The sequence below is a fragment of the Kutzneria kofuensis genome (genome assembly GCF_014203355.1).
Lineage (GTDB): Bacteria > Actinomycetota > Actinomycetes > Mycobacteriales > Pseudonocardiaceae > Kutzneria > Kutzneria kofuensis.
On sequence record NZ_JACHIR010000001.1, the window covers coordinates 8,065,594 to 8,089,473 of the forward strand.

At 70.4% G+C, this 23,880-nt stretch carries 16 protein-coding genes; 7 read left to right on the forward strand and 9 right to left on the reverse strand.

What is annotated here, in order from left to right; genetic code table 11:
- Positions 1–5: 5 nt before the first annotated feature.
- From BJ998_RS49345 to BJ998_RS49350, 3 genes are all read right to left on the reverse strand, one after another.
- On the reverse strand, positions 6–1,334 hold the full coding sequence (locus BJ998_RS49345) for a peptidoglycan-binding domain-containing protein (protein WP_184867888.1): 1,329 nt from the start codon (positions 1,332–1,334) through the stop codon (positions 6–8).
- Between the two features lie 66 nt (positions 1,335–1,400).
- On the reverse strand, positions 1,401–2,342 hold the full coding sequence (locus tag BJ998_RS36740; protein ID WP_184867889.1) for an NlpC/P60 family protein: 942 nt from the start codon (positions 2,340–2,342) through the stop codon (positions 1,401–1,403).
- 21 nt (positions 2,343–2,363) lie between these two features.
- Positions 2,364–3,521, reverse strand: a complete 1,158-nt coding sequence (locus BJ998_RS49350) for a GH25 family lysozyme (RefSeq protein WP_221338247.1) — start codon at positions 3,519–3,521, stop codon at positions 2,364–2,366.
- A gap of 179 nt (positions 3,522–3,700) precedes the next feature.
- Here BJ998_RS49350 and BJ998_RS49355 point away from each other — a divergent pair, with 179 nt between their 5' ends.
- The 7 genes from BJ998_RS49355 to BJ998_RS36785 all read left to right on the forward strand — a co-directional run bounded on the left by BJ998_RS49355 (position 3,701) and on the right by BJ998_RS36785 (position 16,088).
- Entirely contained in the window at positions 3,701–7,525 is a 3,825-nt protein-coding gene (locus tag BJ998_RS49355; protein WP_184867890.1) for an nSTAND1 domain-containing NTPase, read from the forward strand.
- 99 nt (positions 7,526–7,624) lie between these two features.
- Entirely contained in the window at positions 7,625–8,698 is a 1,074-nt protein-coding gene (locus tag BJ998_RS36760) for a right-handed parallel beta-helix repeat-containing protein (protein ID WP_184867891.1), read from the forward strand.
- Between the two features lie 48 nt (positions 8,699–8,746).
- Positions 8,747–9,883 carry a phospholipase D-like domain-containing protein gene (locus tag BJ998_RS36765; protein WP_184867892.1) on the forward strand — a complete coding sequence of 379 codons (1,137 nt, stop codon included), beginning with the start codon at positions 8,747–8,749 and terminating at the stop codon, positions 9,881–9,883.
- 307 nt (positions 9,884–10,190) lie between these two features.
- Positions 10,191–13,097 carry a helix-turn-helix transcriptional regulator gene (locus BJ998_RS36770; RefSeq protein WP_246489884.1) on the forward strand — a complete coding sequence of 969 codons (2,907 nt, stop codon included), beginning with the start codon at positions 10,191–10,193 and terminating at the stop codon, positions 13,095–13,097.
- 674 nt (positions 13,098–13,771) lie between these two features.
- Positions 13,772–14,890, forward strand: coding sequence for a HesA/MoeB/ThiF family protein (locus tag BJ998_RS36775; protein WP_221338248.1), 1,119 nt, complete (start codon positions 13,772–13,774; stop codon positions 14,888–14,890).
- Positions 14,887–15,540, forward strand: coding sequence for a hypothetical protein (locus BJ998_RS36780; protein ID WP_184867895.1), 654 nt, complete (start codon positions 14,887–14,889; stop codon positions 15,538–15,540). The genes BJ998_RS36775 and BJ998_RS36780 overlap by 4 nt, the downstream gene beginning before the upstream one ends.
- Positions 15,537–16,088 carry a hypothetical protein gene (locus tag BJ998_RS36785; RefSeq protein WP_184867896.1) on the forward strand — a complete coding sequence of 184 codons (552 nt, stop codon included), beginning with the start codon at positions 15,537–15,539 and terminating at the stop codon, positions 16,086–16,088. Before BJ998_RS36780 ends, BJ998_RS36785 begins: the two co-directional genes overlap by 4 nt.
- A 72-nt stretch (positions 16,089–16,160) precedes the next feature.
- Here BJ998_RS36785 and BJ998_RS36790 read toward each other — a convergent pair whose 3' ends face one another.
- The 6 genes from BJ998_RS36790 to BJ998_RS36815 form a co-directional block, all read right to left on the reverse strand.
- Positions 16,161–16,661 (reverse strand): ricin-type beta-trefoil lectin domain protein, encoded by a 501-nt coding sequence (locus BJ998_RS36790; RefSeq protein WP_184867897.1) that lies wholly within the window; start codon positions 16,659–16,661, stop codon positions 16,161–16,163.
- 708 nt (positions 16,662–17,369) lie between these two features.
- Positions 17,370–18,983 (reverse strand): allophanate hydrolase, encoded by a 1,614-nt coding sequence (atzF, locus tag BJ998_RS36795; protein ID WP_184867898.1) that lies wholly within the window; start codon positions 18,981–18,983, stop codon positions 17,370–17,372.
- Positions 18,980–21,016 (reverse strand): 5-oxoprolinase/urea amidolyase family protein, encoded by a 2,037-nt coding sequence (locus tag BJ998_RS36800; RefSeq protein ID WP_312890498.1) that lies wholly within the window; start codon positions 21,014–21,016, stop codon positions 18,980–18,982. The genes atzF and BJ998_RS36800 overlap by 4 nt, the downstream gene beginning before the upstream one ends.
- Positions 21,013–21,651 carry an urea amidolyase associated protein UAAP2 gene (locus tag BJ998_RS36805; RefSeq protein ID WP_184867899.1) on the reverse strand — a complete coding sequence of 213 codons (639 nt, stop codon included), beginning with the start codon at positions 21,649–21,651 and terminating at the stop codon, positions 21,013–21,015. Before BJ998_RS36805 ends, BJ998_RS36800 begins: the two co-directional genes overlap by 4 nt.
- Complete coding sequence (locus tag BJ998_RS36810; RefSeq protein ID WP_184867900.1) at positions 21,648–22,355, reverse strand: urea amidolyase associated protein UAAP1; 708 nt, start codon at positions 22,353–22,355, stop codon at positions 21,648–21,650. The genes BJ998_RS36805 and BJ998_RS36810 overlap by 4 nt, the downstream gene beginning before the upstream one ends.
- Entirely contained in the window at positions 22,352–23,878 is a 1,527-nt protein-coding gene (locus tag BJ998_RS36815; protein WP_184867901.1) for an amino acid permease, read from the reverse strand. Before BJ998_RS36815 ends, BJ998_RS36810 begins: the two co-directional genes overlap by 4 nt.
- Positions 23,879–23,880 lie beyond the last annotated feature (2 nt).

Below are 23,880 nucleotides of genomic sequence, written 5' to 3' on the forward strand. Positions count from 1 at the left end.
ATCGGTCAGTTCACCAGGGCCTTCCAGGTGTCCGCGTCGGTGCCGCCGGTGGCCGGCAATCCGTTGGCAGTCTGGAAACTCCGCAGGTTGGTGTCGGTGGTGGCGTCGAAGACGCCGGTCACGGGAGTGGCGATGTCGTGCGCGGTCAGCTCATTCTGCACCGCCCGCACGGCGTCGCCGGTGCTGCCCGACGCCACCGCCGGCACGAGCGCCGACCACGTGTTCGGGCCGACGATGCCGTCCACGGTCAGGCCGTGCGCGGACTGGAACTTCTTCACGGCCGCGAGCGTGGCCGGGCCGAAGTCGCCGTCGACCGTGAGGCCCGCCTGCTGCCGGGCGTTGAGCAGGTACTGCACGGTCTTCACCGTGTTGCCGGTGTCACCCTGCTCCACGATCGGCCAGGTGGGCGCCGGCGTGCCGGAGCCGGTCCACTGGTAGGTGACCTGGATCCAGCCGTTGTCGGTCATGCCCAGGCCGTCCCAGAACGTGCCGTCGGCGAGGTCGATGCCCGCCGGGTTGCCCACCGAGCGCCCGTACTGGTCCAGACCGCCGTTGTAGTCGTCCTGGTAGGCGGCCTGCGCCTCCGGCTTGCCCTGCGGCAGGTCCTTCCACGACTGGCGCACCGAGGACGGATTCCAGTAGTCGTCCCTGGTGTTCCACGGCCCGACGTCCCACACCGGCGCGACCTCGCACTTGTTGTTGGCCGGATTGCACAGTTTCACCGAGTAGGTGGAACTTCCCTTGGCCGACAACGCCTTTCCAGAGGGCAACGCGACGAAGTGGTCCCGGGACGTGATGGTGTGGCCGTTCGCGGTGGTCTGGCCGGCCAGGCCCTCACGGGTGGCGAACACGCGGTAGGTCAGCGGAGTCCCGGTGACCAGCGGACGAATCCCCGACTCGTCGGCGGACAGGCGTAAGCCGGTGACGGTCGGGGCCGCCGACCCGTTGGTGTGCAAGGTGATTCGGGCCTGCACGGCGGTCGCGGCCGCCGGCAGCGTGGTTCCGGCCGCCGTCCACTCGGTCCAGCTCCGGTCGGCCAGCCGGCCGCGGACGTCGACGTCGACCTGGGCGCCGGCCGGAATCCGGGCCGACAGGCGGGCGTCGACCCGGTCGGTCGGCGTGGCCAGTTCGTGCACGGCCAGCAGATCCACCGCGTAGCCCTGTCTCCAGGCCGGGTCGAGAACCGTGACGACACCGTCCCGTGTGGACATGTTGGTCTGGACGGCATCGGTGACCAGATCGGCCTGCCAGCCCGGCGAAGGGGTGGCGAACGCGGCCGGCGGGAGCAGCGCGGCCACGCCGATCGTGGCGGCCGCAAGGGAGATGACACGCACTTGCTTGTCCTTTCCGAACACGGGCCACGCCGGCCGCGCCCCTCGACACGGCCGGCGTGGAGTCGGTCACTTGACGACGGGCGAGGCGTAGCCGCCGATGCTGGTGCCGCTGCGGGAGATGGTCTTCTGCAACAGGCCGTCGTCGTTGCCGGTAGCCGGGTTGTAGGTGTTGCCGGAGATGTAGGTGATGGTGCTGCTGGTCGCCGACACCACGATGCCCACGTGGCCGTAGGTGAAGTAGACGGCGTCACCGGGCTTGGGATTGCTGGTGTGCCAGGTGCCGTGCGCCTTGCCGTAGTCCTCCAGGCTCGACGCGAGGCCGTTGATGCCGCTGGTGTTGGCCCCGGCCTTGATCCAGTCCCAGCGCACGAAGTCGGCGCACCACGCCTCGGAGCGCCAGCCGTTCGAGCAACCACCGCTGCCGACGCCGAGCTGCGTGCTGTAGTAGTTGCAGTTGTAGCCGCCGATCTCGTGGTTGTGCGCGGAGTTGGCGGCCTCCTGCTGCGCGATGGTCAGGATCTGCTGGACCATCTCGTCCTGCGTCGGCCGCGAGCACGGCGTCTTGAGGCGGTCGATGCCCATCGCGGTCATGGTCGCGGCGTCGGCCTGCCCGTTCTGGGTCAGGTTGTGCGCGGCCTGCCAGGTCTTCACGGCCGCCTCGGTGTTCGGCCCGTACATGCCGTCCTGGGTGGTGCCCGCGGCCGCCTGGACCTTGGTGACCTGGGCGGACAGTTCGGAGTTGGTCTCCGGCCCGACGACGCCGTCGACGGTCAGGCAGCGGTCGGTCTGGAAGGCCGACACGGCGCCGGTGGTCTGCGGGCCGGACACGCCGTCGACGTCGGTGAACGTCAGGTAGGCCATGCCGGCCAGATCCCACTGCGTCTGGCGGACGTCGGTGTCGGCGAGAGCCTGTCCCGGGGTGATGGCGGCCATCGTGGCGGTCATGGCCGCCGCGGCCAGGGCGAGGCCGACACGGCGGGCCCACGCTGAGCTGATGCGGATGTGCACGGTGATCCTTTCCGTCAGGAGTCAGGAGACGAGTGCTTGCCAGGTGTCCGGTCCGACGACGCCGTCGGCCGTGAGTTGGCTGCTGGTCTGGAACGCGACGACTGCCGCACGCGTGGCGTCGGTGAACTGGCCGTCGACGGTCACGGCGGCGCCGTGCGCGACGAGCTCGGTCTGGGCGGCCCGCACGGCCGGGCCGGAGTCGCCGGACTGCACGGTGACGACCAGCGCCTGCCAGGTGTTGGGGCCGACGATGCCGTCGGCGGTGAGCCCGTGCGCGGACTGGAACGCCTTCACCGCCGCGAGCGTCGCCGGACCGAAGTCGCCGTCCGCGGTCAGCGTCGCGCCGCGGGCGTCGAGCAGGTCCTGCACCGTCGTCACCCGGGTGCCGCTGTCGCCCTGCTGGACGATCGGCCAGGCGCGGACCGGCGGGGGAGTGTAGTCACCGAGGGCGAAGGTGCGCAGGTCGTCACGGGTGCCGTTGAACGTGTTCTGGTCGCCGGGGAACGGGCCGGAGTCGGCGTACTGCCAGATCGTGTCGCTGGCCCAGCCGGCCGGCAGCGGCAGCGGGGTGCCCGAGTAGTTGGCGATCCACAGCGGGTTGGTGGCGCCGAAGCCGGCGTAGTCGCCGGTGCACTTGTGCCACCAGTCGGTGGTGGAGTAGATCACCGGCGCCCGGCCGGCGCGGGCCCGGTAGCGGCTGCTGAAGGCGGAGATCCAGGAGACCATCGCGCCGGCGCTGAGGCCGTAGCAGGTGTCGCCGTGCGGGTTGTACTCGATGTCCAGCGCACCGGGCAGCGTCTTGCCGTCGGCACGCCAGCCGCCACCGTGGTCCACGAAGTAGTCCGCCTGTGTGGCGCCGCTGGACGCGTCGGGATGGGCGAAGTGGTAGGCGCCGCGGATCAGGCCGGCGCCGGCGGCGCCGTTGTACTGCTGGCCGAAGTAGCTGCTGACGTAGTTGGTGCTCTCGGTCGCCTTGACGTAGGCGAAGGACGCGCCGGCGGCGGCGACCGATGCCCAGTCGACCGCGCCCTGGTAACCGCTGACGTCCAGGCCGCGCACCGAGCCGATCGCGGCCGGCGTCACCGGCTGCGCCGTGCGGGCGGCCAGGCCGGAGCCGGCGTGATCGAGGTCCGGTCCGCTCGCCGCGGCGGCGGGGATTGCCGCCGTTACGGTGAACATGAGCGCGACCGTCAGACCCACGGCCACCGTTTGCCCTGTTCTCGCCACTGCCGTGAATCCTTTCGTCGGGGAGTGCGTGGCTTCCGGTCTACGGCGAACGTGGTTGTCCGGCTTCGTTCGCTGGACGCCGGACATCGGAGTTCGGACAATGGCTCCCTGATTGACGAAGCTGGGGGTTGGTGGCGGTGCCGAGATCCGAGCGGCCGCTCGAGGAGAACGACGCGCTGGGCCGGTTCGCCGCCGAACTGCGGCGAGTGCGGGAGAAGGCGGGCAAGCCGCCCTACCGGGAACTGGCGCGGCAGGCGCACTACTCGTCGACCACGCTCGCGGACGCCGCCGGCGGCCGGCGGCTGCCCAGCCTGGCGGTCACGTTGGCGTTCGTCGAGGCGTGCGGCGGCGACACCGTCGAGTGGGAGCAACGCTGGCGCGAGGTGGCCGCCACGCAGACCCTCGACCGCGCCGAGAACCCCGCCGTGGGCGAGTCCTGCCCCTATCCCGGCCTGGCGGCGTTCCAGCCGGAGGACGCGGATCGCTTCCACGGCCGGGAAGCGCTCACCGACGACCTCGTCTCACGCGTCGCCGGACGCCGGTTCGTCGCGGTGTTCGGTCCGTCCGGTTCCGGAAAGTCGTCCCTGATCCGCGCCGGTCTTGTCCCCGGACGGCGGGGGAACGGGCCGGTCGTGCTGTTCACCCCGGGCGCGGATCCGCTCGACGAGTGCGCGGCCCGGATCGCCGCGCTCGCGGGCGGTTCCGCGACCGCGTTGCGTCGCGAGCTGGGCAGCGACCGCCGGGCACTGCACCTGACCGTGTTGCAGGCACTGGCGAACGGACCGGCCGACGCCGAACTGCTGCTGGTCGTCGACCAGTTCGAAGAACTCTTCACGCTGTGCCCCGACGCCGGCGAACGCGCCGCGTTCATCGACGCGCTGCTGACGGCCGCGCAGGCCGGGAACAGCCGGACCCGCGTCGTCATCGGGGTCCGCGCGGACTTCTACGCCCACTGCGCCGACCACGCCGGGCTCGTCGAGGCACTCCGCGACGGGCAACTGCTCGTCGGCCGGATGACCACCGACGAACTGCGCCGCGCGATCAGCCAACCGATGGTGGACGCCGGCGGCGCGGTGGAAAGTGCCCTGCTGGCCAGGGTGATCGCCGACGCGGCCGGCCAACCGAACGCGTTGCCGCTGGTGTCGCACGCGCTGCGGGAGACGTGGTACCGGCGCCGCGGCGCCATGATGACGCTCAGCGGCTACGAGGCGTCGGGCGGAATGCACCAGGCGCTGGCCCGGACCGCCGAAGCCGTCTACACCGGTCTGACTCCCGACCAGCAACGACTGGCGCGCGCCGTCCTCCTGCGCCTGATCGCCGTCAACGCCGGCGCCGACGACACCAAGCGGCGAGTGCGACGGGACGAGCTGCCGGCCGATGCCGAACCGGTGCTGGACACGATGGTGCGGGCGCGACTGGTCACGGTCGACGCCGACACCGTGGAGCTGACCCACGAGGCCCTGCTGCACGCCTGGCCCCGCCTGCGCGAATGGGTGGCCGAGGACCGTCAGGGCCTGCTTGTGCACCAGCAACTCGTCGACGCCGCGCTGACCTGGGACCGGGAGGGCCACGATCCCGCCGTCCTGTACCGGGGAAACCGGCTGGCCGTGGCCATGGAGTGGGCCGCCCGCCACCGCGAGGACCTGGAGCGGGATCCGCGCCTGCGGCGCTTCCTCCTTTCGTCAGCGGGACGTCAGAACCGCGCCCGCCTGCTGACCCGCGCCGCGATCGCCGTGTTGGCGGTGCTCGCGGTCCTGGCGTCGACCGCGGCGGTGTACGCACTTCAACAGCGCGACACCGCGCAGGCGCAACGCGACCGTGCCGTAGCGATGCACACCGCGGACGAGGCGCAACAGGTGCACGACACCGACATCTCGTTGGCCGCCCAGTTCTCGCTCGCGGCCGAGCGAATGCAGGACACGTCCCAGAATCGGACTGCGGTGCTCGGCACGCAGAACGTCGCGCTGTCCTCGCTGGTCGACGGCGGTACGAAAACCGTGTACGGCGTGGCGTACAGCCCCGACAAGCGCACCCTGGCCACGGTCGGCCTGGACGGCGCTTTGCGGCTGTGGAACATCACCGATCCCGTGCACGTGAGGTTGTGGACGCCACCGCTGACCGGGCACCGCGACAAGGTGATGTGGGTGGCGTACAGCCCGAACGGCCATCTGGTCGCCACGGCCGGCAGCGACCACACGGTCCGGCTGTGGGACGTCACCGATCCCGCCCACGCCAGGTCCGCTGGGCCGCCGCTGCTCGGGCACAGCGACATCGTGTTCTCGGTGTCCTTCAGCCCGGACGGGCACACGCTGGTCAGCACGGGCGCCGACCGGACGCTGCGGTTGTGGAACGTGACGGATCCCGCGCACGCCACGCCGATCGGGCAGCCGCTCATCGGTAGCCACACCGACGCCGTCGCCTCGGCCACGTTCAGCCCGGACGGGCGCACGATCGCCAGCTCCGGCCACGACCACCTGATCCAGCTGTGGAACGTCACCGATCTGGCCAACCCGACACCGTGGGGACAGCCACTCGCCGGGCATTCCGACACCGTCTACGCGACCGCGTTCACCCCGGACAGCAGGCTCATGGCGTCGGTCAGCAACGACCACACCGTGCTGTTGTGGGACGTCAGCGATCCGGCGCACCCGGCCCGGCTCGGACACCCGCTGGCCGGGCACACCGACACCATCTTCGCGGTGGCGTTCAACCATGACGGCACCGTGCTGGCCACCGCCGGCGCCGACCAGACCATCCGGCTGTGGAACCTCAGCCAGCCGGCCGACCCGGTCCCGCTGGGCCAGCCGCTCACCGGGCACACCGGCTACATCTACTGGCTCGCGTTCAGCCCCGACGGGCAGACCCTGGCCAGCGTCGGGGCCGACAGCATGGTACGGCTGTGGCACCTGCCGGCGACCGTCCTCATCGGCCACACCAGCTACGTCAACGGCGTGGCTTTCCGGCGCGACGGCAAGGTCATGGCCAGCGCGAGCACCGACCGCACCGTCCGGTTGTGGGACACGGCCGACCCGAGACGTCCGAAGCCGCTCGGGCCGCCGCTGACCGGGAACACCAAGGCTGTCAACCAGGTCGCGTTCAGCCCCGACGGACACACCCTGGCCAGCGCCGGCCGTGACGGCACCGTGTGGTTGTGGGACGTCGCCGATCCCCGGCATGCCGTTGCCTGGCCCGAACCGGTGAGCGGGAACTCCCAGGCCGTCACGGAGGTCGCGTTCACGCCGGACGGGCGGACCCTGGCCGCGGCCGGCGCCGACGGCGTGGTGCGGCTGTGGAACGTCACGAACCGCGAGCACGTCACACCGGCCGCGACCCTCCTCGGCCACCGCGAGGACGTGACCTGGCTGGCGATCAGCCCCGACGGCCACGAACTGGCCGCTTCCAGCAGCGACGACACCGTGCTGCTGTGGGACATCACCGATCCCGGTCGTCCGGGGCAGGCCCGGCGGCTGACCGTCAACACCGGCGGCGTCCGGTGCGTCGCCTTCGCCCCGGACGGGCGCTACCTGGCCACCGCCGACAGCGACCACACCGTCCGGCTCTGGGACGTCAGCGGCACGGGGACGCCGCAGCAGATCGGCGCACCGCTGACCGGTCACACCAGCTTCGTGTACCAGGTGACGTTCACGCGTGACGGCACCACCATGGCCAGCACGGGCCAGGACGGCACGATCCGGTTGTGGGACGTCCACGACCCGGCCCACGCCAGCCCCGTCGGGCCGGCGCTGACCACGCACACGGCAGCCATCGACGGCGCTGCGTTCAACCCGGACGGCACGGTGCTGGCGACCGCCAGCGACGACCGCACCATCCAGCTGACCCCGATGGACGGGCAGGAGGCGGCGCGGCGCATCTGCGCCGACACCGCGGGAGTGCTGACGCCGCAGCGCTGGGCGCAGCACGTCCCCGAAGCCCCGTTCCCTGTTTCCTGCGGGTGATTGTCCGGCAGGTGATGTCCGGCGCGGTCGGCACGACGCCGGACATCCGTCACCGCTCTACACAGGTGGGACGGAGTCACCAGCAGACAGGAGAACACGATGCGTGCGACAGCGATCGCCGCCGCACTGACGTTCCTGCTCACCGGCGTCGCACAGGCCGACCCCGCGCCGCCGCCGTTCACGGTCTATCTCGACCCCGCCGGGTCGGACGCGAACAACGGCCTGAGCACGTCGACGGCGGTGCGGACACTCGCCCGCGCCCAGGACGTGATCACCGCCGCCCGGCCCCAGGCCGACGTGCAGGTCCGGATCAAGCAGGGCACCTACACGGCGCCCACGACGACCTGGACCTTCGTGGTGCCCGGCCACACCGTCACGTTCATGCCCGTCGACTACCAGTACGGCGGCGGGATCGACGACATCGCCGGCCGTCCCGTCTTCCGGGGCAACGGCACGGCCGGATACTGGTTCAAGGGCCGCATGCCCGACAGCGCCACCGCGGGCGGCGACGGTGGCCTGCGGTTCTACTACCTCCAGGTCCAGGACTACAGCGAGGGTGGCATCGCGCTCGCCGGCCGGACCACGACGGACTCGGCCACCAACCTGCGCGTGCCGGCCGACGCCGGGTTCAACCACAACAAGGTGTTCGGCCTGGAGTTCGTGGACATCGGCTCCAAGTGGTCCTCGGCCGGGTACGCCTACGGCGGTGTCGACCTCGTCAACTCCAGCGACAACGTGGTGCAGAACAACCACTTTGTGCACCTGGAGAACGCGGGCGGCGACGCCGACCTCCTGCACGGCGTGTATCTCGCGCACGGCAGCAGCCGCAACGTCGTGAGCGGCAACCAGTTCGCCTACGTCAGCGGTGATCCCGTCCGGGTCCGCAACGGCAGCGACGACAACGACGTGTACGGAAACACCCTCACCCGGTCCGGTCAGCGCGGGCTGCTCTCGGACTGGTTCTGCGACACCACCACCGGGTGCGTGTCACCGGGCCATCCACGCGAGTGCGCTTCGCACGGCAACCTGTTCCACGACAACGACAACGTGTCCGGTTACGACGGCAGCAGCATCTCCAACTGGGCCACGATCGTCGGGGACCTCGACTACGCCGGTGGCGCGCCGTGCAGCCTCGGCGGCGAGGCGCGCATCCGCACCTGGGGCAACACCTGAGCGCCCGACGTTCAGATCCGCCGTGACCGAAACAGTGAAGGAAATCCGATGAGACCTGCCCGCATGATTCTGCCCGTGGTCGCGGCGCTGGCCGCACTCCTGGTCCCCGGGCCGGGGACGCCGGCCGCCGACGCGGCGGTCGCCTCCGGCGCCGTGTTCAACAACCCGACCGACCCCGCCCAGCAGTACGCCATCGTCAACCAGCTGCGTTCCCTCATCCAGACAGCGGCGGCCGGATCGGACATCCGCGTCGCGATGTACCACTTCACCGACACCACCGTGGCGGGCGACCTGCTCGCGGCACACGACCGTGGTGTCAACGTCCGGCTGGTCGTCGACCACTCGGCCGCGGACTCGGCCGCCGTGGTGCGCCTGGTCGGGGGACTGGGCACCGACCGGAGCAAGTCGTCGTGGGTGACGTTGTGCACCGACGGCGGGGCGTGCATCGGCGACGTCGGCACCCCGATCATGCACAACAAGTTCTTCCTGTTCTCCCAGACCCAGGGCTCGGCCGACGTGGTGGTCCAGTCCTCGGCCAACCTCACCGTCGACAACGCCGAGAAGTACTGGAACAACGCGGTCACCCTGGTCGGCAACACCGCCCTCTACAACGGTTACCTGAGCTACTTCAACGACCTGGCCGCCCAGCACAAGACCGGCGACTACTACCGCACGGTCAGCGCCGGGGACGTCAAGGCGTACTTCTTTCCGAGGGCCGGCAACGACGAGTCCACGGACACGATCTACAACATGTTGAGCGACAACGTGACCTGCGAGGGAAACACCACCGTCGGCACGCCCACCGGCCGCACCGTGATCCGGATCGCCATGTGGGACTTCACCCGCGACAACATCGCGCGGGAACTCCGCGCGCTCGCCGACCGGAAGTGCTGGATCGAAATCGCCTACACCGGCATGGACGCGGGCACGCTGGGCTACCTGAGCGGCCACGACCGGATCAAGCTGCACCAGATCGACGGCACGTACATCGTGCACTCCAAGTACATGCTGATCGAGGGCACCTACGCCGGGGAACGCGACAGCAAATGGGTGATGACCGGTAGCCACAACTACACCAACGCGGCGTTGCGGGAGAACGACGAGGCGATGGTCCGCGTGCACTCCAACGCGATCCACGACCAGTATCGCGCGAACTTCGACGCGTTGATGGCAGCCACCGGCTGACCCGGATCCCGCGCGAACGGGCAGGCCGGATGGCTGGAGTCGAAGGACCAACACCGGCCTGCCCACCGAGTTTCCCGTTGTCACCCGGGCAGATCGCACAGGGGAGAGGATCCTCTCGTCCAGTTCCCGTCAACGGCGCGTTTGCGTCGCGTCCGCCGCTTGCGTCCGTCCCGCTCGTCATCCAACGCTTGCTTCTGAACCGTTCCGCGGTACGCGCTGATGCGGCGTGCGCGAGTCGGTTGGCAGAGCACGTCGGGGGTGGGGGAGGAAGTCCATGGGAGCTGCCGTAGGGCAGCCGACGTCCGAGATGGCCAGGGGACACCGTGGGGGGTGTTTCGTCGGACGACGCCGGGAGTTGGGTCGGCTACGGCGGTTGCTGCAGTGGCCGGAAGGAGAGCAGGTCGCGCGGTTCGTCCAGGTGGTCGGCGAGCCGGGGATCGGGAAGACCCGGTTGTTGCAGGAGTTCGCCGGAGCGGCGGGGCGGGCGGGCGTCCCGGTGTTGTGGGGGCGCGCGGACGAGTTCGAGCGAGAACTCCCGTTCGGCGTGTTCATCGACGCCGTCGCCGACCACCTGCCCGAGGCAGCGGTGGAACGGATCACGCAACTGGGCGAGGATGCCTGGGGCCTACTGCGCACGGTCTTTCCGCTGGGCCGGGGACCAGGACCGAAACAGCCTGCGGTGGAACTGCTGGATATCGAGCGTTATCGCCTGCACCGTGCTGTACGAGCGCTGTGGGAGACCGTGGCTGCGCCGGAGGGCCTCGTCCTGGTGTTGGACGATCTGCACTGGGCCGATGCCGGCTCGATCGAGCTGCTGGACCATCTGATCCGCCACCCACCCCGCGCCCGAGTGGTGGTGGCAACGGCCTTCCGCCCGCGGCAGGCGCCCGCACGGTTGAGCGCGATCCTGTCGCAAGCTGAGTTGATTGAGGTTGGGCCACTCGCCGCAGCGGAGATCGAGCAGTTCCTCGGCCCTGGCGCCGCGGCCGGCCGCCGGCGAGAGTTGTACGACGTCGGCTGCGGTAACCCGCTCTACCTGCAGGCACTGGCCCGTGACGGCAGATGGACGCACGACGCCGACCGTGTGTGTCCGGCAGGTGACGCTTCCGACCTGCTTCGCGCGTCGCTGTCGGATGACTTCGCTGCCCTGGGATCCGCCGAACTCGGGGTCGCGCAGGCGGCGGCGATCGCCGGCGAGGAGTTCGACGCGGATCTGGTGGCGGCGGTCGCCGACTGCGACCGGAACGAGGTCCTTGCCGTGATCGACCGACTGGTCGACCGTGATCTTCTCCGCCCGGCGGGTGTGCCTGGTCATTTCCGCTACCGGCATCCGCTGGTGCGCACCATGGCCTACCAGACCGCCGGGGCAGGGTGGCGAGTGGCCGCACACGCCCGTGCGGCAGCCGCGCTGCGGCAGCGCGGGGCGCCGGCCACCGCACGGGCGCACCACGTGGAACGTTCCGCTGCCTACGGCGACCCGGCTGCCATCGATGTCCTGTTGGACGCTGCCGTCACGACCATGCACACCACCCCGGCCACGGCGGCACATTGGCTGGAGGTGACGCTCCGCCTGCTTCCCGACGACGCGACAGCGCAGCCCATGCGGCTCAGTCTGCTGGGCATGCGCGCACGAGCCCTCGGCGTCACCGGACGCTTGGCCGACAGCCGGGAGTTGCTGCACGAGGCGTTGCGACTGCTGCCGGCTGAATCGGCCGAAGAACGCGCCCGGGTCGCGGGCTTCTGCGCCGTGATCGATCGCCTGCTCGGCCATCACGCCGAGGCCCGGGCCCTTCTCCTGCACGAACTGGACGGCCTCGCTGATCCGGACAGTGTTGCCGCGGCGCTGCTCAAGCTGGAACTCGCCGCCGGTCGACTCACCCGCGGGGACTTCACGACACACCACCCGTGGGCGTACGAGGCCCTCGCGATAGCACGCCACCACTCGGATCGGGCACTGCTGGCCACCGCGATGGGAATGTGCGTGCTGAACGGTTTGCTCGACGGCACGGTCGACTCCCAGACCTTCGCCTCACTTGACGAGACCAGTGCGGTGGTCGACGCGCTGCCGGACGGCGACCTGTCCCGGCACCTGGAGGCCACCGTCTGGCTCGGGTGGAGCGAGATGTTCCTCGAGCGCCCGGCCGAGGCATTGCGACACCTCGACCGGGGCCTGCGGCTGGCTCGCACGACCGGCCAGAACCACCTGATGACCTACCTGCGTATGGGGCAGGGCACCACTTATGGGCTGCTGGGCCGTCTCCAGGAGGCGGCCGACTGTTTCGCGGACGCGCTGGAAGTGTCGCGGCTGACCGGCAGTGACGAGCTGCGCGCCATGGCGCTGGCCAACCTGTGTTGGATCACCACGTGGCAGGGAGATCACGCGCGGGCGTTACGGCTGGGTGAGCAAGCCGTTGCCGCGGCCGGAGAAGACAAGGACTGGTATGCGGCTGTGGCGCACGGCCTGCTCGCCCAGGCTCGTCTGCATGCCGATGATCCCGGCACGTGCATCGAGATCCTGGTCCGGGCGGGTGGTGGCCCCGGGCTGCCCAATCTCGACCCCTTGTCCCGGGCCGGCTGGTACGAGCTGCTGGCCGCCGCCGACGCGCGTCTCCACCACGCCGAGCGAGCCGGCGACTGGGCACACCGCGCGGAAACACTGGCCGCCACGCTTGGACTGCACATGCGCACCGGATTCGCGCGGCTTGCCCGAGCTCACGCGCTGCGGTCGGCCGACCCGGCCCACGCCGCCCGACACGCCGTGGCCGCCGCGGAGTCCTTCGCCGAGGCAGGCGATCGCGTGGATGCGGGGAGAGCACACCTGCTGGCCGGTGTGCTGCTCGACCGCTGTGGCCACAGCGGGCCGGCCGGTAGGGAGCTGGCCAGCGCGCATGCGCTGTTCACCGCGTGCGGAGCGCGTGGGTTCCAGGCCAGGGCGGTGCGCGCGCAACGACGTGTCAACGCGCGGGGGCCGCGGCACTCCAGCCGCTCCGGACGGATCGGGAGCCTGACCCGTCGCGAGCTGGAGATCGCCCGTCTTGTCGGGACCGGCATGACCAACCGCCAGATAGCCGCCCAGCTGTGCGTGAGCAGCAAGACCGTCGAGGTGCACGTTTCCCGCATCCTCGCCAAGCTTGCGGTCCCCGCTCGCGCCGCGGTGGCGAACGCCCTGGCGGGGGCCGAAAACGGCGGTGACGGCGGATCCACCGGACGGTGAGCACGGGCCGTCAGCGACTCAGATGGTTGCACCACCTGAGTCGCTGACGCCGTCCTCCCGTGCACGCCGGCGGGCATCGTCGATGGCCGGCCGAGGGGCTTGCCCGCGGAGACCGACCGCCCGCGACGCAGGTGCGGTGGGCGTGCGTCGGGTTCGAGTTGGCCGCGGACGCCACTGTTCCCGTCGCCCCGGACGCGGGTATGACGCTGACCACCGTGGCGAGCGCGAGCCCGACGACAACAATCTTCCCTGTCCTGGTCACGTCGGTCTCCTCCTCGAAGGCTGATCGGATGCCAGTCAATCCGGCGTTACTCGGTGGAGCATCGGGGAATTCCCCATGTCTGGCGGATCATGCGCCACCGACGACCGCGCAAGGCCGGTGACACAACTGAGACAGCCACGGTGACCGGGGAGCGCCAGGCGTGAGAAGTAGTGGATTTCCCTGATGCTGTGGTCGGTGGCGGCCGGAGACGATGGCCGCTCACCTTGTGCGCCCGCCTGCGCGCACGAGGTCCACTGAGGAGGTGAGGAAACATGACCATCGAGATCAGACGGGTCGAGGACATCAAGGTTACATCGATCCACGTCATCGACACCTGCGGCGCGTGACGCCGAGGCGGTGGCCCTGCCATGGCGATGGCAGGGCCACACATGCGCAGAGAGAAGGATTCTTGTTGATACCGCGTCTGAAGTCCTTGACCTGCCTGGTCGGCGTCGGACGGCTGATCGTCACCATCGACCCGCGCAGGCGGATCGAACTCACCGATCCCGACGGCCACGTGTTGTTCCTGCTGCGCCTGCTGGCCGAGGGGACGAGAGACCTCCCCGAGTTGGTGGCAACGATGCGTGGTCGTCGACCGCGTGTCAGACAGTCCGATGTGGAGAGTGCGCTGAGCGCGCTCGACGAACTCGGCTGGCTGGACAATGCGCGGGCCCCGAGGATGCTCAGCGACGAGCAGCGCGAACGCTACTTCAGCAACCTGGCCTTCTTCGACGTGTTCACCTCCCAGCGCCGCGGGCGTGAGGAAGTGCAGCGCCAACTGGTCGACGCGCATGTGCTTGTCCTCGGCGTCGGCGGCCTCGGGTCGAGCGCCGTCCAGCATCTGGTGGGCCTCGGGGTAGGCCGCCTCACGTTGGTCGACTTCGACACTGTCGAACAGCGCAACTTCGCACGTCAGTACACCTACACCCCGGCGCAGCTCGGCCAGTCCAAAGTGGAGCAGGTCGCCGCCTGGGTTCGCGCGTTCGACCCGGCAGTCCGGGTGACCGCGCTCCACCGGCAGGTCACCGGCGGGGGCATGGTCGCCGAACTGCTGGACGACGTCGATTTCGTGGTCTCGGCGATCGACCAGCCGGCAGGAGTGGATCTCCAGGTGAATCGGGCCTGCGTGTCGGCCGGGGTGCCGTTCGTTCGGGGCGGACTGGCCTACGCGCAGGGGCTGTACTGGTCGGTCGACCCGGGCCGCAGCGCATGCCGGCATTGCCTTGAAACGCACCGGGAAGCGCAACGTCGCCAGGACACCAGCGGAGAGCTGTCCTGGCCGCGGGCACTCGAACAAGATCAGGTCAATCGCGCCATCGGACCGGTCGCGGGCATGCTCGGCGCGCTCGTGTCGATGGAGGCCCTGCGCTACCTCACTGGCGTGATCGCCCCGGTTGCCGCCGGCACCTACCATCTGATCGATTTCACGGGCGACTGTCGGATCACGACCGAACCGTGGCCGCGGGACGACAAGTGCCCGGTGTGTGCTCTCGCGCCGGTGTCACGCTCGGCAGCGAGGCGCGCGTTGTGACCGCGGACGGTCTGCCCAGGCGCCGTCGATACTGGCCACTGCTCGTCGGCACGTTCTTCGACGGCACGGTGTTGCTGGGCGCGCTGCTGGGCCGACTCGGCGGGCAGCTCCGCTGGTGGGAACTGGAGCCCGGCGCCGACAGGTTCCTGGCGGCACTGGCATTCCTCCAACTGTCGCTCATCGCCAGCCAGTGCTTCGTCTTTCTGCGGACGGACATCTACGCCGTGCTGCTCACCGCCGCCGGCTGCTTCGACCTGTGGCGGGTCAACCAGTTGCTCCTCCGGCGCAGGCTGAGGCTCATCACGCCGGCGCAGCGGCAGGAGCTCGACGCCGCCCATCCCAGGGATCTGGCGGTGGCCCGTTGGTACTGCTGGGTCTACATGGCCGGGCTTGTGCTGGCTGGCTGGTTCTTCGTCTGCTTCTTCGCTCCGGCCACCGTGCGTCTGCTGTGCTGGATCGCGCAGACGGTGGCCGGCGCCGAGCTCGCGGATCCTTCGTTCTGGGAGGCATTGGTCTTCGGAGCGGTCGTCCTGTCTCCGCAGATGGCGACTCTGGCGATAGCGGTTCGAGACATCAGCCGTCGGCGGCGTACGCGGGCTGCCGCTGGGCCGATGGGGCGACGACGAGTCTGGCCGGCGGTGCCCAGATGAGCGAAGCGTTCTACGCCGTCACGTATACTGTCGGGCCGCTGATCATGGCCCTCGTGACGATCGGCATCGGCACACTCGTCACACAGATCCGGCGCGTCCGCGACCGTGGAACGAAGAAGCGAAGTGGTTCCGAGCGCGTTGATCGCTGCACCGAAACGAGCTTCTACCGGAAGGGTGCGGACCTGATGCCGTCCATGGACGATCTCCAGGCGGAGTCCGTTACGTTGCGGATGCCTGCCCGCATCTGGGCTGGTATCGACGCCGGGATGGACAATGTCGTGTCCCTTGCCACTGTTGACGGCGATGCGCATGCCGTACGCGTCGGGCAGGCCATCCGTGAGGCGGGCTGGGCCCAGGTTCCCTGGGTGGACGGGCTGTGGCCGCCCATGGACCAGATCATCTCCATCCGGTTGACACGAGCTCAGTGGCGGTTCGCGGCCGATGAGGCGCGTGAGAGCGCCATCGACTACGAATCACTCCGTGACGAGGCGTCGGCGCAGTTGTGCAGAGATGCTCTCGCGGTGATCGAAGCCGCCGACGTGCCGTAGTGTGTCGCCGGTCGCCTGAATAGTGGGGCCAGCGACGGAGCGCCACATCCGCCGCCGGCCCCGACCTCGCCACTACCGATACCACCGCTGCTGAGGACCGTTATTGCAGTTCCAGACCTGGACGACACCGGTGAGCGTGACGCCGTCCAGCGTTTGGGCGTCCAAGCACTTGTTCCAGTTCAGGCCGTTGTGGATCCTGTGGTCGGGCGTGAAGAACCACCGCTGCTGAGGACCTCCGTTGCAGTCCCAGACCTGGACGGCGCCGGTGAGCGTACGGCCGTCCAGCGTCTGGGCGTCCAAGCACTTACTCCGGTTCAATCCGTTGAATTTGGTGCCGTCGCTGTTGTCGAACCAATCCTGCTGAGGACCTCCGTTGCAGTCCCAGACCTGGACGGCGCCGGTGAGCGTGAGGCCGTCCGGCGTCTGGGCGTCCAGGCACTTGTTCCAGTTCAAGCCATTGTGCAATTCCTGGCCCGAGGCGGCGGTCGCCGACGCGACATAGCCGTTCGCGGTGGTCAGCGCCACTGCCGTAGCCGCGGCGATGGTCAGTACGCAAGCTTTCTTTCCCGGCATCCGATCCTCCCCTTGCTCGGTGAAGTCATTGCGGCGAATTGCGTGGGCTCTTCGGAGGAGACGAGGCGGATGCCACCTGGGCGGCGGTACGCCGTGAGATTTGGCCGACACCGAGTGCGGTAGTGGATCCGCTGACCGCCACCAACGGCGCATCCTCGGCTGACGGAAGATGCTTCGGATTCATTCTTGGCTTCCCTTGTGAATAACCGTTGGATTACCCTCGGGTGGCCGTCATGAGTCTCCTTCTTTGGTTTCGTGGCAACAACGACGGCAACGAAGAGCCGCATCGCTCTCGGTCGGACTATCGCCTACTGTGGCCCCGCTGCCGGTGGTCACGCTGCCCGAAACAAGTTAAGTTGGAAGAACCGCAAACCAGCTCTACTCGCGTCGCTCCAGTCCTGGCAAGACTGTGGCGTGGCATATGTTCACCCATGGCGCGGCATGGCCACGCAATTGTTTGTACCCGCAATCGAGGTCTTCTTGGCGGATAGCCGTGTTCGAAACGAGTGGGCATGAGTGCGCTTGGCTATGGTGCTGATCCGACGCCGGCCGAACTGGTCGAAGCCGGCCACGCCGCCGGCGAGCGGCCAGCCTGGCACCCTGCCGGCGGCGGCCTACTTCACCGTCGCGCCGTGCTGGACGACCGGCTCCCACCGAACGCCCGAGCACCATCGAGCGCTCCCGCGCCCTCGTTCCGTGCGCACGAGGTCAGGAGCTGGCCAGGTAGGCGCGCCAGCCCCCGTGTGCGGTGATCTCCCGCGTCGGATCGGCGCAGCCGGTGTCGGCGACGAAGCCGAGCACCGTCGTGCCGTCGTCCAGCGCAAGAGGTCCCAGGTGCAGCGGTGGCGCGATGCCGGGCAGCAGATCGGCGACGGCCGCGGCGGGCAGGTCCCACACCTCGACCTCGATGCCGCCCGGTCCGCTGCCCCGAACCAGGCCCGGTCGGGGAAACGGTCCGTCCACTGTGTACATCCGGTAACCGCGTGCGGTACGCGCCCTGCTGTGCAGGGTGCCGCCGAGCCGGACGAGGTCGGCGTTGGCCGGCTGACCGGTCAGATGTGCACCGGCCACCGCCAGCAGACCGCGTTCGGCGACCGGCCGCTCGGCCTCGCCGGTCCACCGGGCCGCCAGGTCGAGCAGCGGTCCGTCGGCGAACGCCGGCGCGATCAGCTGCACGCCGAACGGCAGCCCGTCGGCGTCACCGGCCGGCACCGCGACCGCGCACAAGTCAAGCAGGTTCACCATGTTCGTGAACGTGCCGAGCCGCGCGTTCGTCCCGATCGGATCGGCGGCGACATCGGCGAGCCTCGGATGACCGGGCGTCACCGGCAGCAGGAGGGCATCGGCGCCGACGAACGTGGACTCCGCGATCGAACGCAGCCGGGCCAGTTCGCGCTGGACGGTGAACACATCGCCCGCGGTGAAACGGCCGCCCTCCGAGACGATCCGCCGCACCGTCGGGTCGACGCCCGGGCCGTTCAACTGGTCGCCGAACGCCGCCAGCCGTTCGGCGACCAGCGCCGACCCGTAGAGCAGTCGGGCGGCAGCCAGGAACGGGTCGACGTCCACCGGCACGACGTGCGCGATCCGCGCGAGGTGGTCGAGAGCGGAGGCCCACGCCGCCGCGTAGGACGGATCGAGGTCCAGTGGTCGGTTCGGGACGGCGACCACTCGCATGCGTGCCGCGACGCCGTGTGGGAGTCGTGTCGGCATCGGCCGCGAATACGGGTCGTGCGGATCGGGGCCGGTCAACGCCTCCAGCACCGGCCGGGCGGCCGTGACGGTGCGGGTCAGTGTCGTCACGCAGTCCAGCGACGGGCACGCCGGCAGCACGCCGCGGGTGGACACCAGGCCCCGGGTCGGTTTCACGCCGACCAGTCCGTTGAACGCGGCCGGCACCCGTCCGCTGCCCGCGGTGTCGGTGCCGAGCGCGAACGGCACGACGCCCAGCGCGACCGCGCTGCCCGAACTGCTGCCACCGCTGACGTGTTCCGGCGACGCCACGCAGTGACATGCCCCGTACGGTGACCGGGTGCCGACCAGACCGGTGGCGAACTGATCGAGGTTGGTCTTGCCGATCGGAACCGCACCGGCGGCGCGCAGCCGGTCCACGGCGACCGCGGACCGAGCGGCGGGTTCGGTCCGGTCCGGACACGCGGCGGTGGTCGGGACGCCCGCGACGTCGATGTTGTCCTTGACCGCGAACGGCATCCCGCCGAGTGGGCCGTCCGAGCCGTCGGGAGCGTCCGCCAGCACCGTGATGAAGGCGGGCTGGTCGACCTCGGCGGCCAGCTTGAGCGCGGTTCGCACGTCGTGGCTCATGCCCGCCACCGGTCCCGCTCGGCGGCGAACGCGGCCTCGCGCGCGGCCCGGAAGCGCGCGATCTCCTCACCGTGCTGCCGCTCCAGGTCGGTGACCTCGGTCAGGCCGAACGTGGCCGGCCGTCTGTCCAGTTCGGACCGTCCGGCCAGGATGTCGGCCCGAAGATCGGCGAGTTCCTCGACACCGACCGGTCGGAACCGCAATCGGTCGAACTGGCGCAGCAGCCACGGCGGCTCGGCGGAGCCGGGCACGTGGCGCCACACCGGAACGGTGCGCCCGACCAACTGGTAGCCACCGGGTCCTTCCATGCCGTACACGCAGAGGTACACGCCGCCGATGCCGACCGCGTTCTGCGGCGTCCACGTGCGCGCGGGATCGTACTTCGTGGTGACCAGCCGGTGCCGGGGATCGATGGGAATGGCCACGGGCGCGCCCAGGTACACGTCGCCGAGGCCGACGACCAGATAGGTCGCGTCCCGCACGATGTCGAAGACGTCGGCCCGCTCGGCCAGCGCGTTGACCCGCCGGATGAACTCGACGTTGTCCGGGCACCACGGCGCGTCCGGCCGCACCGACCGGGCGTAGCGGGCCATCGCCTCGTGCGCCGCGGGGTGGTCGAACGCGATCGGCAGAGTCACCTCGCGCACGTCGAGGGTGACGGTCGCCGGATCGGGCACACCGGCGGCCAGCTCGTCCAGGACGTCGGCGAGACGCGGCAGCGGGCACGCGAGCGGGTCGACCCGCACCAACAGCGACCGCACGCCCTCGACGATCTCCCGGACCCCGTGGACGACGGAGTCACGCAGCGCCTCGGCGAGTAGATGCACCCACAATCGCACCCGCAGGTCGAGCAGCGGGGGACCGGCCTCCAGCAGCACGTGGTGATCACCGGCGCGCCGAACCACCACCGTCGGGGCGGCTGCGGTCGCCGGCCGGGACAGCAGCAGGCCGTGGTCGCGCAGCAGCTCGGGACGGACACTCGGCGGCGCCGACCGCGGTGCCGGAACACCGGCCAGCGACCGCTCGAACGCGTCGGACACGGCGGCGGTGGGGTCGGCGAGCAGCGCGTCGCGTTCCCGGTTGGCGGCGTCGGCCTCCTCCGGTGACACCAACACCAGTTGCACGACGTCGCCCGGCCGGGCCTGGGCGAACATCCAGCGATCGGCGCGGATCACGGTGTACGGCACGACAAAGCCGCCGAGGCTCGGCCCGTCCGGACCGACCACGACCGGTGTGTCGCCGGACAGCATGATTCCGCCGATCGGGTAGGCGCTGTCATGGATGTTGGACGGGTGCAGGCCCGCTTCGCCGCCGTCCGGCCGGGCCCACTGCGGTCGCGGCCCGACCAGCCGGACACCGGTGCGGTCGGCCCGGTGGTCCACCGTCCACGTCGCCGCCAGCAGCGCAGCGGCGCCGGCGTCGGTGAGGTGTTCCGGCGCGCCGTGCGGACCGGCCAGCACGCGCACCGTCCAGGTCGAGCCCAGCGGCGGCAGCACGGACGTGACGTCCACCGGGGCGGCGAGGTTCTCCTCGCGCCCCAACGGGATCGTGTCGCCGACCGTCAGCGCGCGGCCGGCGAGCCCGCCGAAGCCACCGAGCAGGAACGTCGCGCGGCTGCCGAACACCGGCGGCACCGCGACGCCGCCACCGATCGCGAGATAGGCCCGGAAGCCGGGTGCGCCACACGGGCCGACGTCGACGACCGAGCCGGCGCCGACGACGGCGACCGTCCCGGGTCGCAGGGGGCGACCGTCCACTGTGGCCCGATGCGCGGCTCCGGTGACGCAGACCGTGGCCCGGCGGTCGAAACGCACGACCGGGCCGGTGACCACCGCTTCCAGCCCGGCGGCCGACGCGGGGTTGCCCACCGCCGCGTTCGCCAGGGCGAAGGAGAGGTCGTCCCAGGCCCCGGAGGGCGGCACACCGACGTCCCACATGCCGCCGCGACCGGCCTGATCCTGCACGGTGGTCTGGGTTCCGGCCGCGAGCACCGTGAGGGTCGCGGCGCGCACGCCGTGGTCGACGACGGTCACGGCGACCACCAGCCCAGCAGCCGCACCGGTGTGGGATCCCAGCCGTTGCAAGGGTTGTTCACCTGCGGGCAGTTGCTGATCAGCACCAGCAGGTCCCGTTCGGCGCGCACCTGGACGTGCTTGCCCGGCGCGGACACGCCGTCCGCGAACGTGAGGCCGCCGTCCGCGGTCACCGGGACGTTCATGAAGAAGTTGATGTTGTGACCGAGTCGTTGGGCGTCGATGCCGGCCGCCGCGCCGTGCCGCAGGAACGTCTCGCGACAGGCATGCTGATGGCGGGTGTGCTCGCCGTAACGGACCACATTGGACTCCTGCGCGCACGCGCCGCCGAGCGTGTCGTGCCGTCCACAGGTGTCGTCGGTGATGGTGGCCAGCACGTCCAGTCGCACCGACAGCAGGCGCGAACCGGTCGTCAGGTAGACAGCGCCCTGCTCACGGACGGTGTCGAAGGCGCTGTACCGGTTGTCCACGTCGGCGGCGTCGTAGAACAGCGTGTCCACGGCCTGGTTGCCGTGGAGGTCGACGATGCGGAACGTGCCGCCGGCCGGGATCGTGCCGAGAAAGCCGTCGCCCGCCTCGACGACGGTGTCCAGCACGGCCGTCGCGGGGTCGAACGCGAGTTCGGTCGCGGTCACGCCAGCACCTCCTTCGACAGCAGCAGGGCCCGTTCGCTTTCGGCGCGGAACGTCCAGGACGCGTCGTCCGGCCCCGGCGGATCGACGGCCCGTACTTCCGCCCGCACGGGCTGCGGCGCCCAGCGCGGGTCCAGCGGATGCGGCGCGGTCGACAGCACCACCAGCACGTCGATCTCGGCGCGCAGCGCCACCCAGTCGCCGGTGGTCGCGTGGTCCGGTTGGAACGTAAGGGTTCCTGCCGCGTCGTCGGCCGTGGCCGCCTTGGCGAAGAAGTTCACGCACCCATGCAGGTCCGCGGTGTCCCGCCCGTGCTTGCGCAGTTCGGCGAGCAGCCCCGCGCGGGCCGATCGGCGCCACGCGTTGCCGTCCCGCTGGTAGCTGGACGGGCCGAACCGGGCCACGTGCGTGTCCGTGGAGTGACCGCACAGCGCGTCGTGCCAGGGGAGTGACGATCCGGTGACCGAGCACAGCGCGAGGCCGCGGTCGGACATCAGCACCATCGGCGGTCGGATGGTGGCCGCCATCTGCGCCTTCAACGTGTCGGGAATGTTCAGGCGGTCGACCGGGTGCTGCGCGGTGAACAGCAGCGTCGAGCAGTTGGCGCCCGGACCGAGCGCGGTGAGCCGTAGTTCCCGGCCCCTGCGCACCAGCACCGACCACGCGGCGCCGGCCGGGATCTCGTGGGAGACGAGGACGTCGCTCATTCGGCACCGTCCAAGGCCAGCATGACGATGGCGGGCCGGCGGGTGCGCGCCGTGTACGCGAGCGCTCCGACCGCGAGCGCGCCGACCAGGAACAGCGGCGCGAACCACTGGAGGTAGATGTGTCCGCCGGCCGGGTCGAACACCTCGGCGCGCGGCCAGCCGAGGTTGACCGCCATCAGGGTGCCCCACGCCACCGCGAGCAGGTTGACCACGACACCCCACCGGCCCAGGCTGAACTCGCCGGCTCGGGTGGGCAGGCCACCGCGCAGTCGCCGGACCAGCATCGGCAGCGTCACCATGAGATACGCCAGGTACAGCAACATGATGCAGACGCTGGCGACGGTGGTGAACAGCGCCGGGTTGCCGACGTTCACCAGCAGCAGCGCCGCCGCGAGCACCCCCACGAGAACCGAGGCGCGGACCGGCGTTCCGGTGCGCCGGTTGACGGCCGCCAGCCCGGAGGAGAACGGCAGCACGCCGTCCCGTGACATGGAGAACACCATTCGCGTGGCGGCGGTCTGGATGGCCAGGGTGCACACGGCCACCGCGATCGCGACGTCCACCAGGAACACCCGCCCCAGCGTGTCGCCGAGCCTGCTGGTCAGCACGAACGGCAGGCCGCGGGCCGGGTCGCCCAGGCTGCCGTCGGTCACACTGCCCGCGGCCATCAGCGTGGCCAGCAGCATCAACGCGCCGCCGAGACCGGACACCAGCACGGCCCGGACGATGGTGCGTGGTGTGGTGCGGCGCGGATCGCGGGTCTCCTCGGACAGTTCGCCCGCGCTGTCGAACCCGACCAGCACGTACGCGGCCATCAGGCCCGACACCGCGAACGACCACAGGTAGCCGTGCCCAGCGGTGCCCTGCGTCTGCAGCACCACGCCGGGCCCACGCTCGGCGTGGGCGAACAGTGCGACGCACAGCAGTGCCACGCCGACCAGTTCGCACGTGACGCCGACGCTGTTGAGCACGGACATCAGGCGCACGCCGGTCGCCGTCACTGCCGTCGTGACGGCCAGCAGGATCACGCCGAGCACGACGGCGTTGGCGGCGCCGGTCGGGCTGGTCAGTGAACTGTCACCGGGCACGAGTTGGAACCCGCCCCAGACCGGCGGCAGCACGACCTGCAGCGCGATCGCGGCGCCGGCCAGGGTCACCACCTGGGCGACCATCATCAGCCAGCCGGCGGTCCAGCCCCAGATCCGGCCGCCCAGCCTCGTGGCCCACTGGTAGATCGCGCCGGAGATCGGGTACCGCGCGGCCAGCTCGGCGAAGCACAGCGCGACCAGCAACTGCCCGACCAGCACGATCGGCCACGTCCAGAAGAACGCCGGGCCGCCGAATCCGAACCCGAAGAAGAACAGCTGGAACACCGTGGTGAGGATGGAGACGAACGAGAAGCCGGCGGCGAACGAGCCGTAACCGCCGATCTTGCGGCGCAGCTGTTGGCCGTAGCCGAAGGTGGACAGATCCCCCGCGTCCGCGGCGGAGTCGGACTCCGCCTCGATGGATGTCACGCTCACGA

What these genes read in the sequence shown, in the direction of transcription:
- BJ998_RS36770 (WP_246489884.1), top strand. Translation starts at nt 10,191, where the DNA reads ATGGCCAGGGGACACCGTGGGGGGTGTTTCGTCGGACGACGCCGGGAG.
- atzF (WP_184867898.1), bottom strand. Translation starts at nt 18,983, where the DNA reads ATGAGCCACGACGTGCGAACCGCGCTCAAGCTGGCCGCCGAGGTCGAC.
- BJ998_RS36765 (WP_184867892.1), top strand. Translation starts at nt 8,747, where the DNA reads ATGAGACCTGCCCGCATGATTCTGCCCGTGGTCGCGGCGCTGGCCGCA.
- BJ998_RS36790 (WP_184867897.1), bottom strand. Translation starts at nt 16,661, where the DNA reads ATGCCGGGAAAGAAAGCTTGCGTACTGACCATCGCCGCGGCTACGGCA.
- BJ998_RS49350 (WP_221338247.1), bottom strand. Translation starts at nt 3,521, where the DNA reads ATGTTCACCGTAACGGCGGCAATCCCCGCCGCCGCGGCGAGCGGACCG.
- BJ998_RS36785 (WP_184867896.1), top strand. Translation starts at nt 15,537, where the DNA reads ATGAGCGAAGCGTTCTACGCCGTCACGTATACTGTCGGGCCGCTGATC.
- BJ998_RS36810 (WP_184867900.1), bottom strand. Translation starts at nt 22,355, where the DNA reads ATGAGCGACGTCCTCGTCTCCCACGAGATCCCGGCCGGCGCCGCGTGG.
- BJ998_RS36760 (WP_184867891.1), top strand. Translation starts at nt 7,625, where the DNA reads ATGCGTGCGACAGCGATCGCCGCCGCACTGACGTTCCTGCTCACCGGC.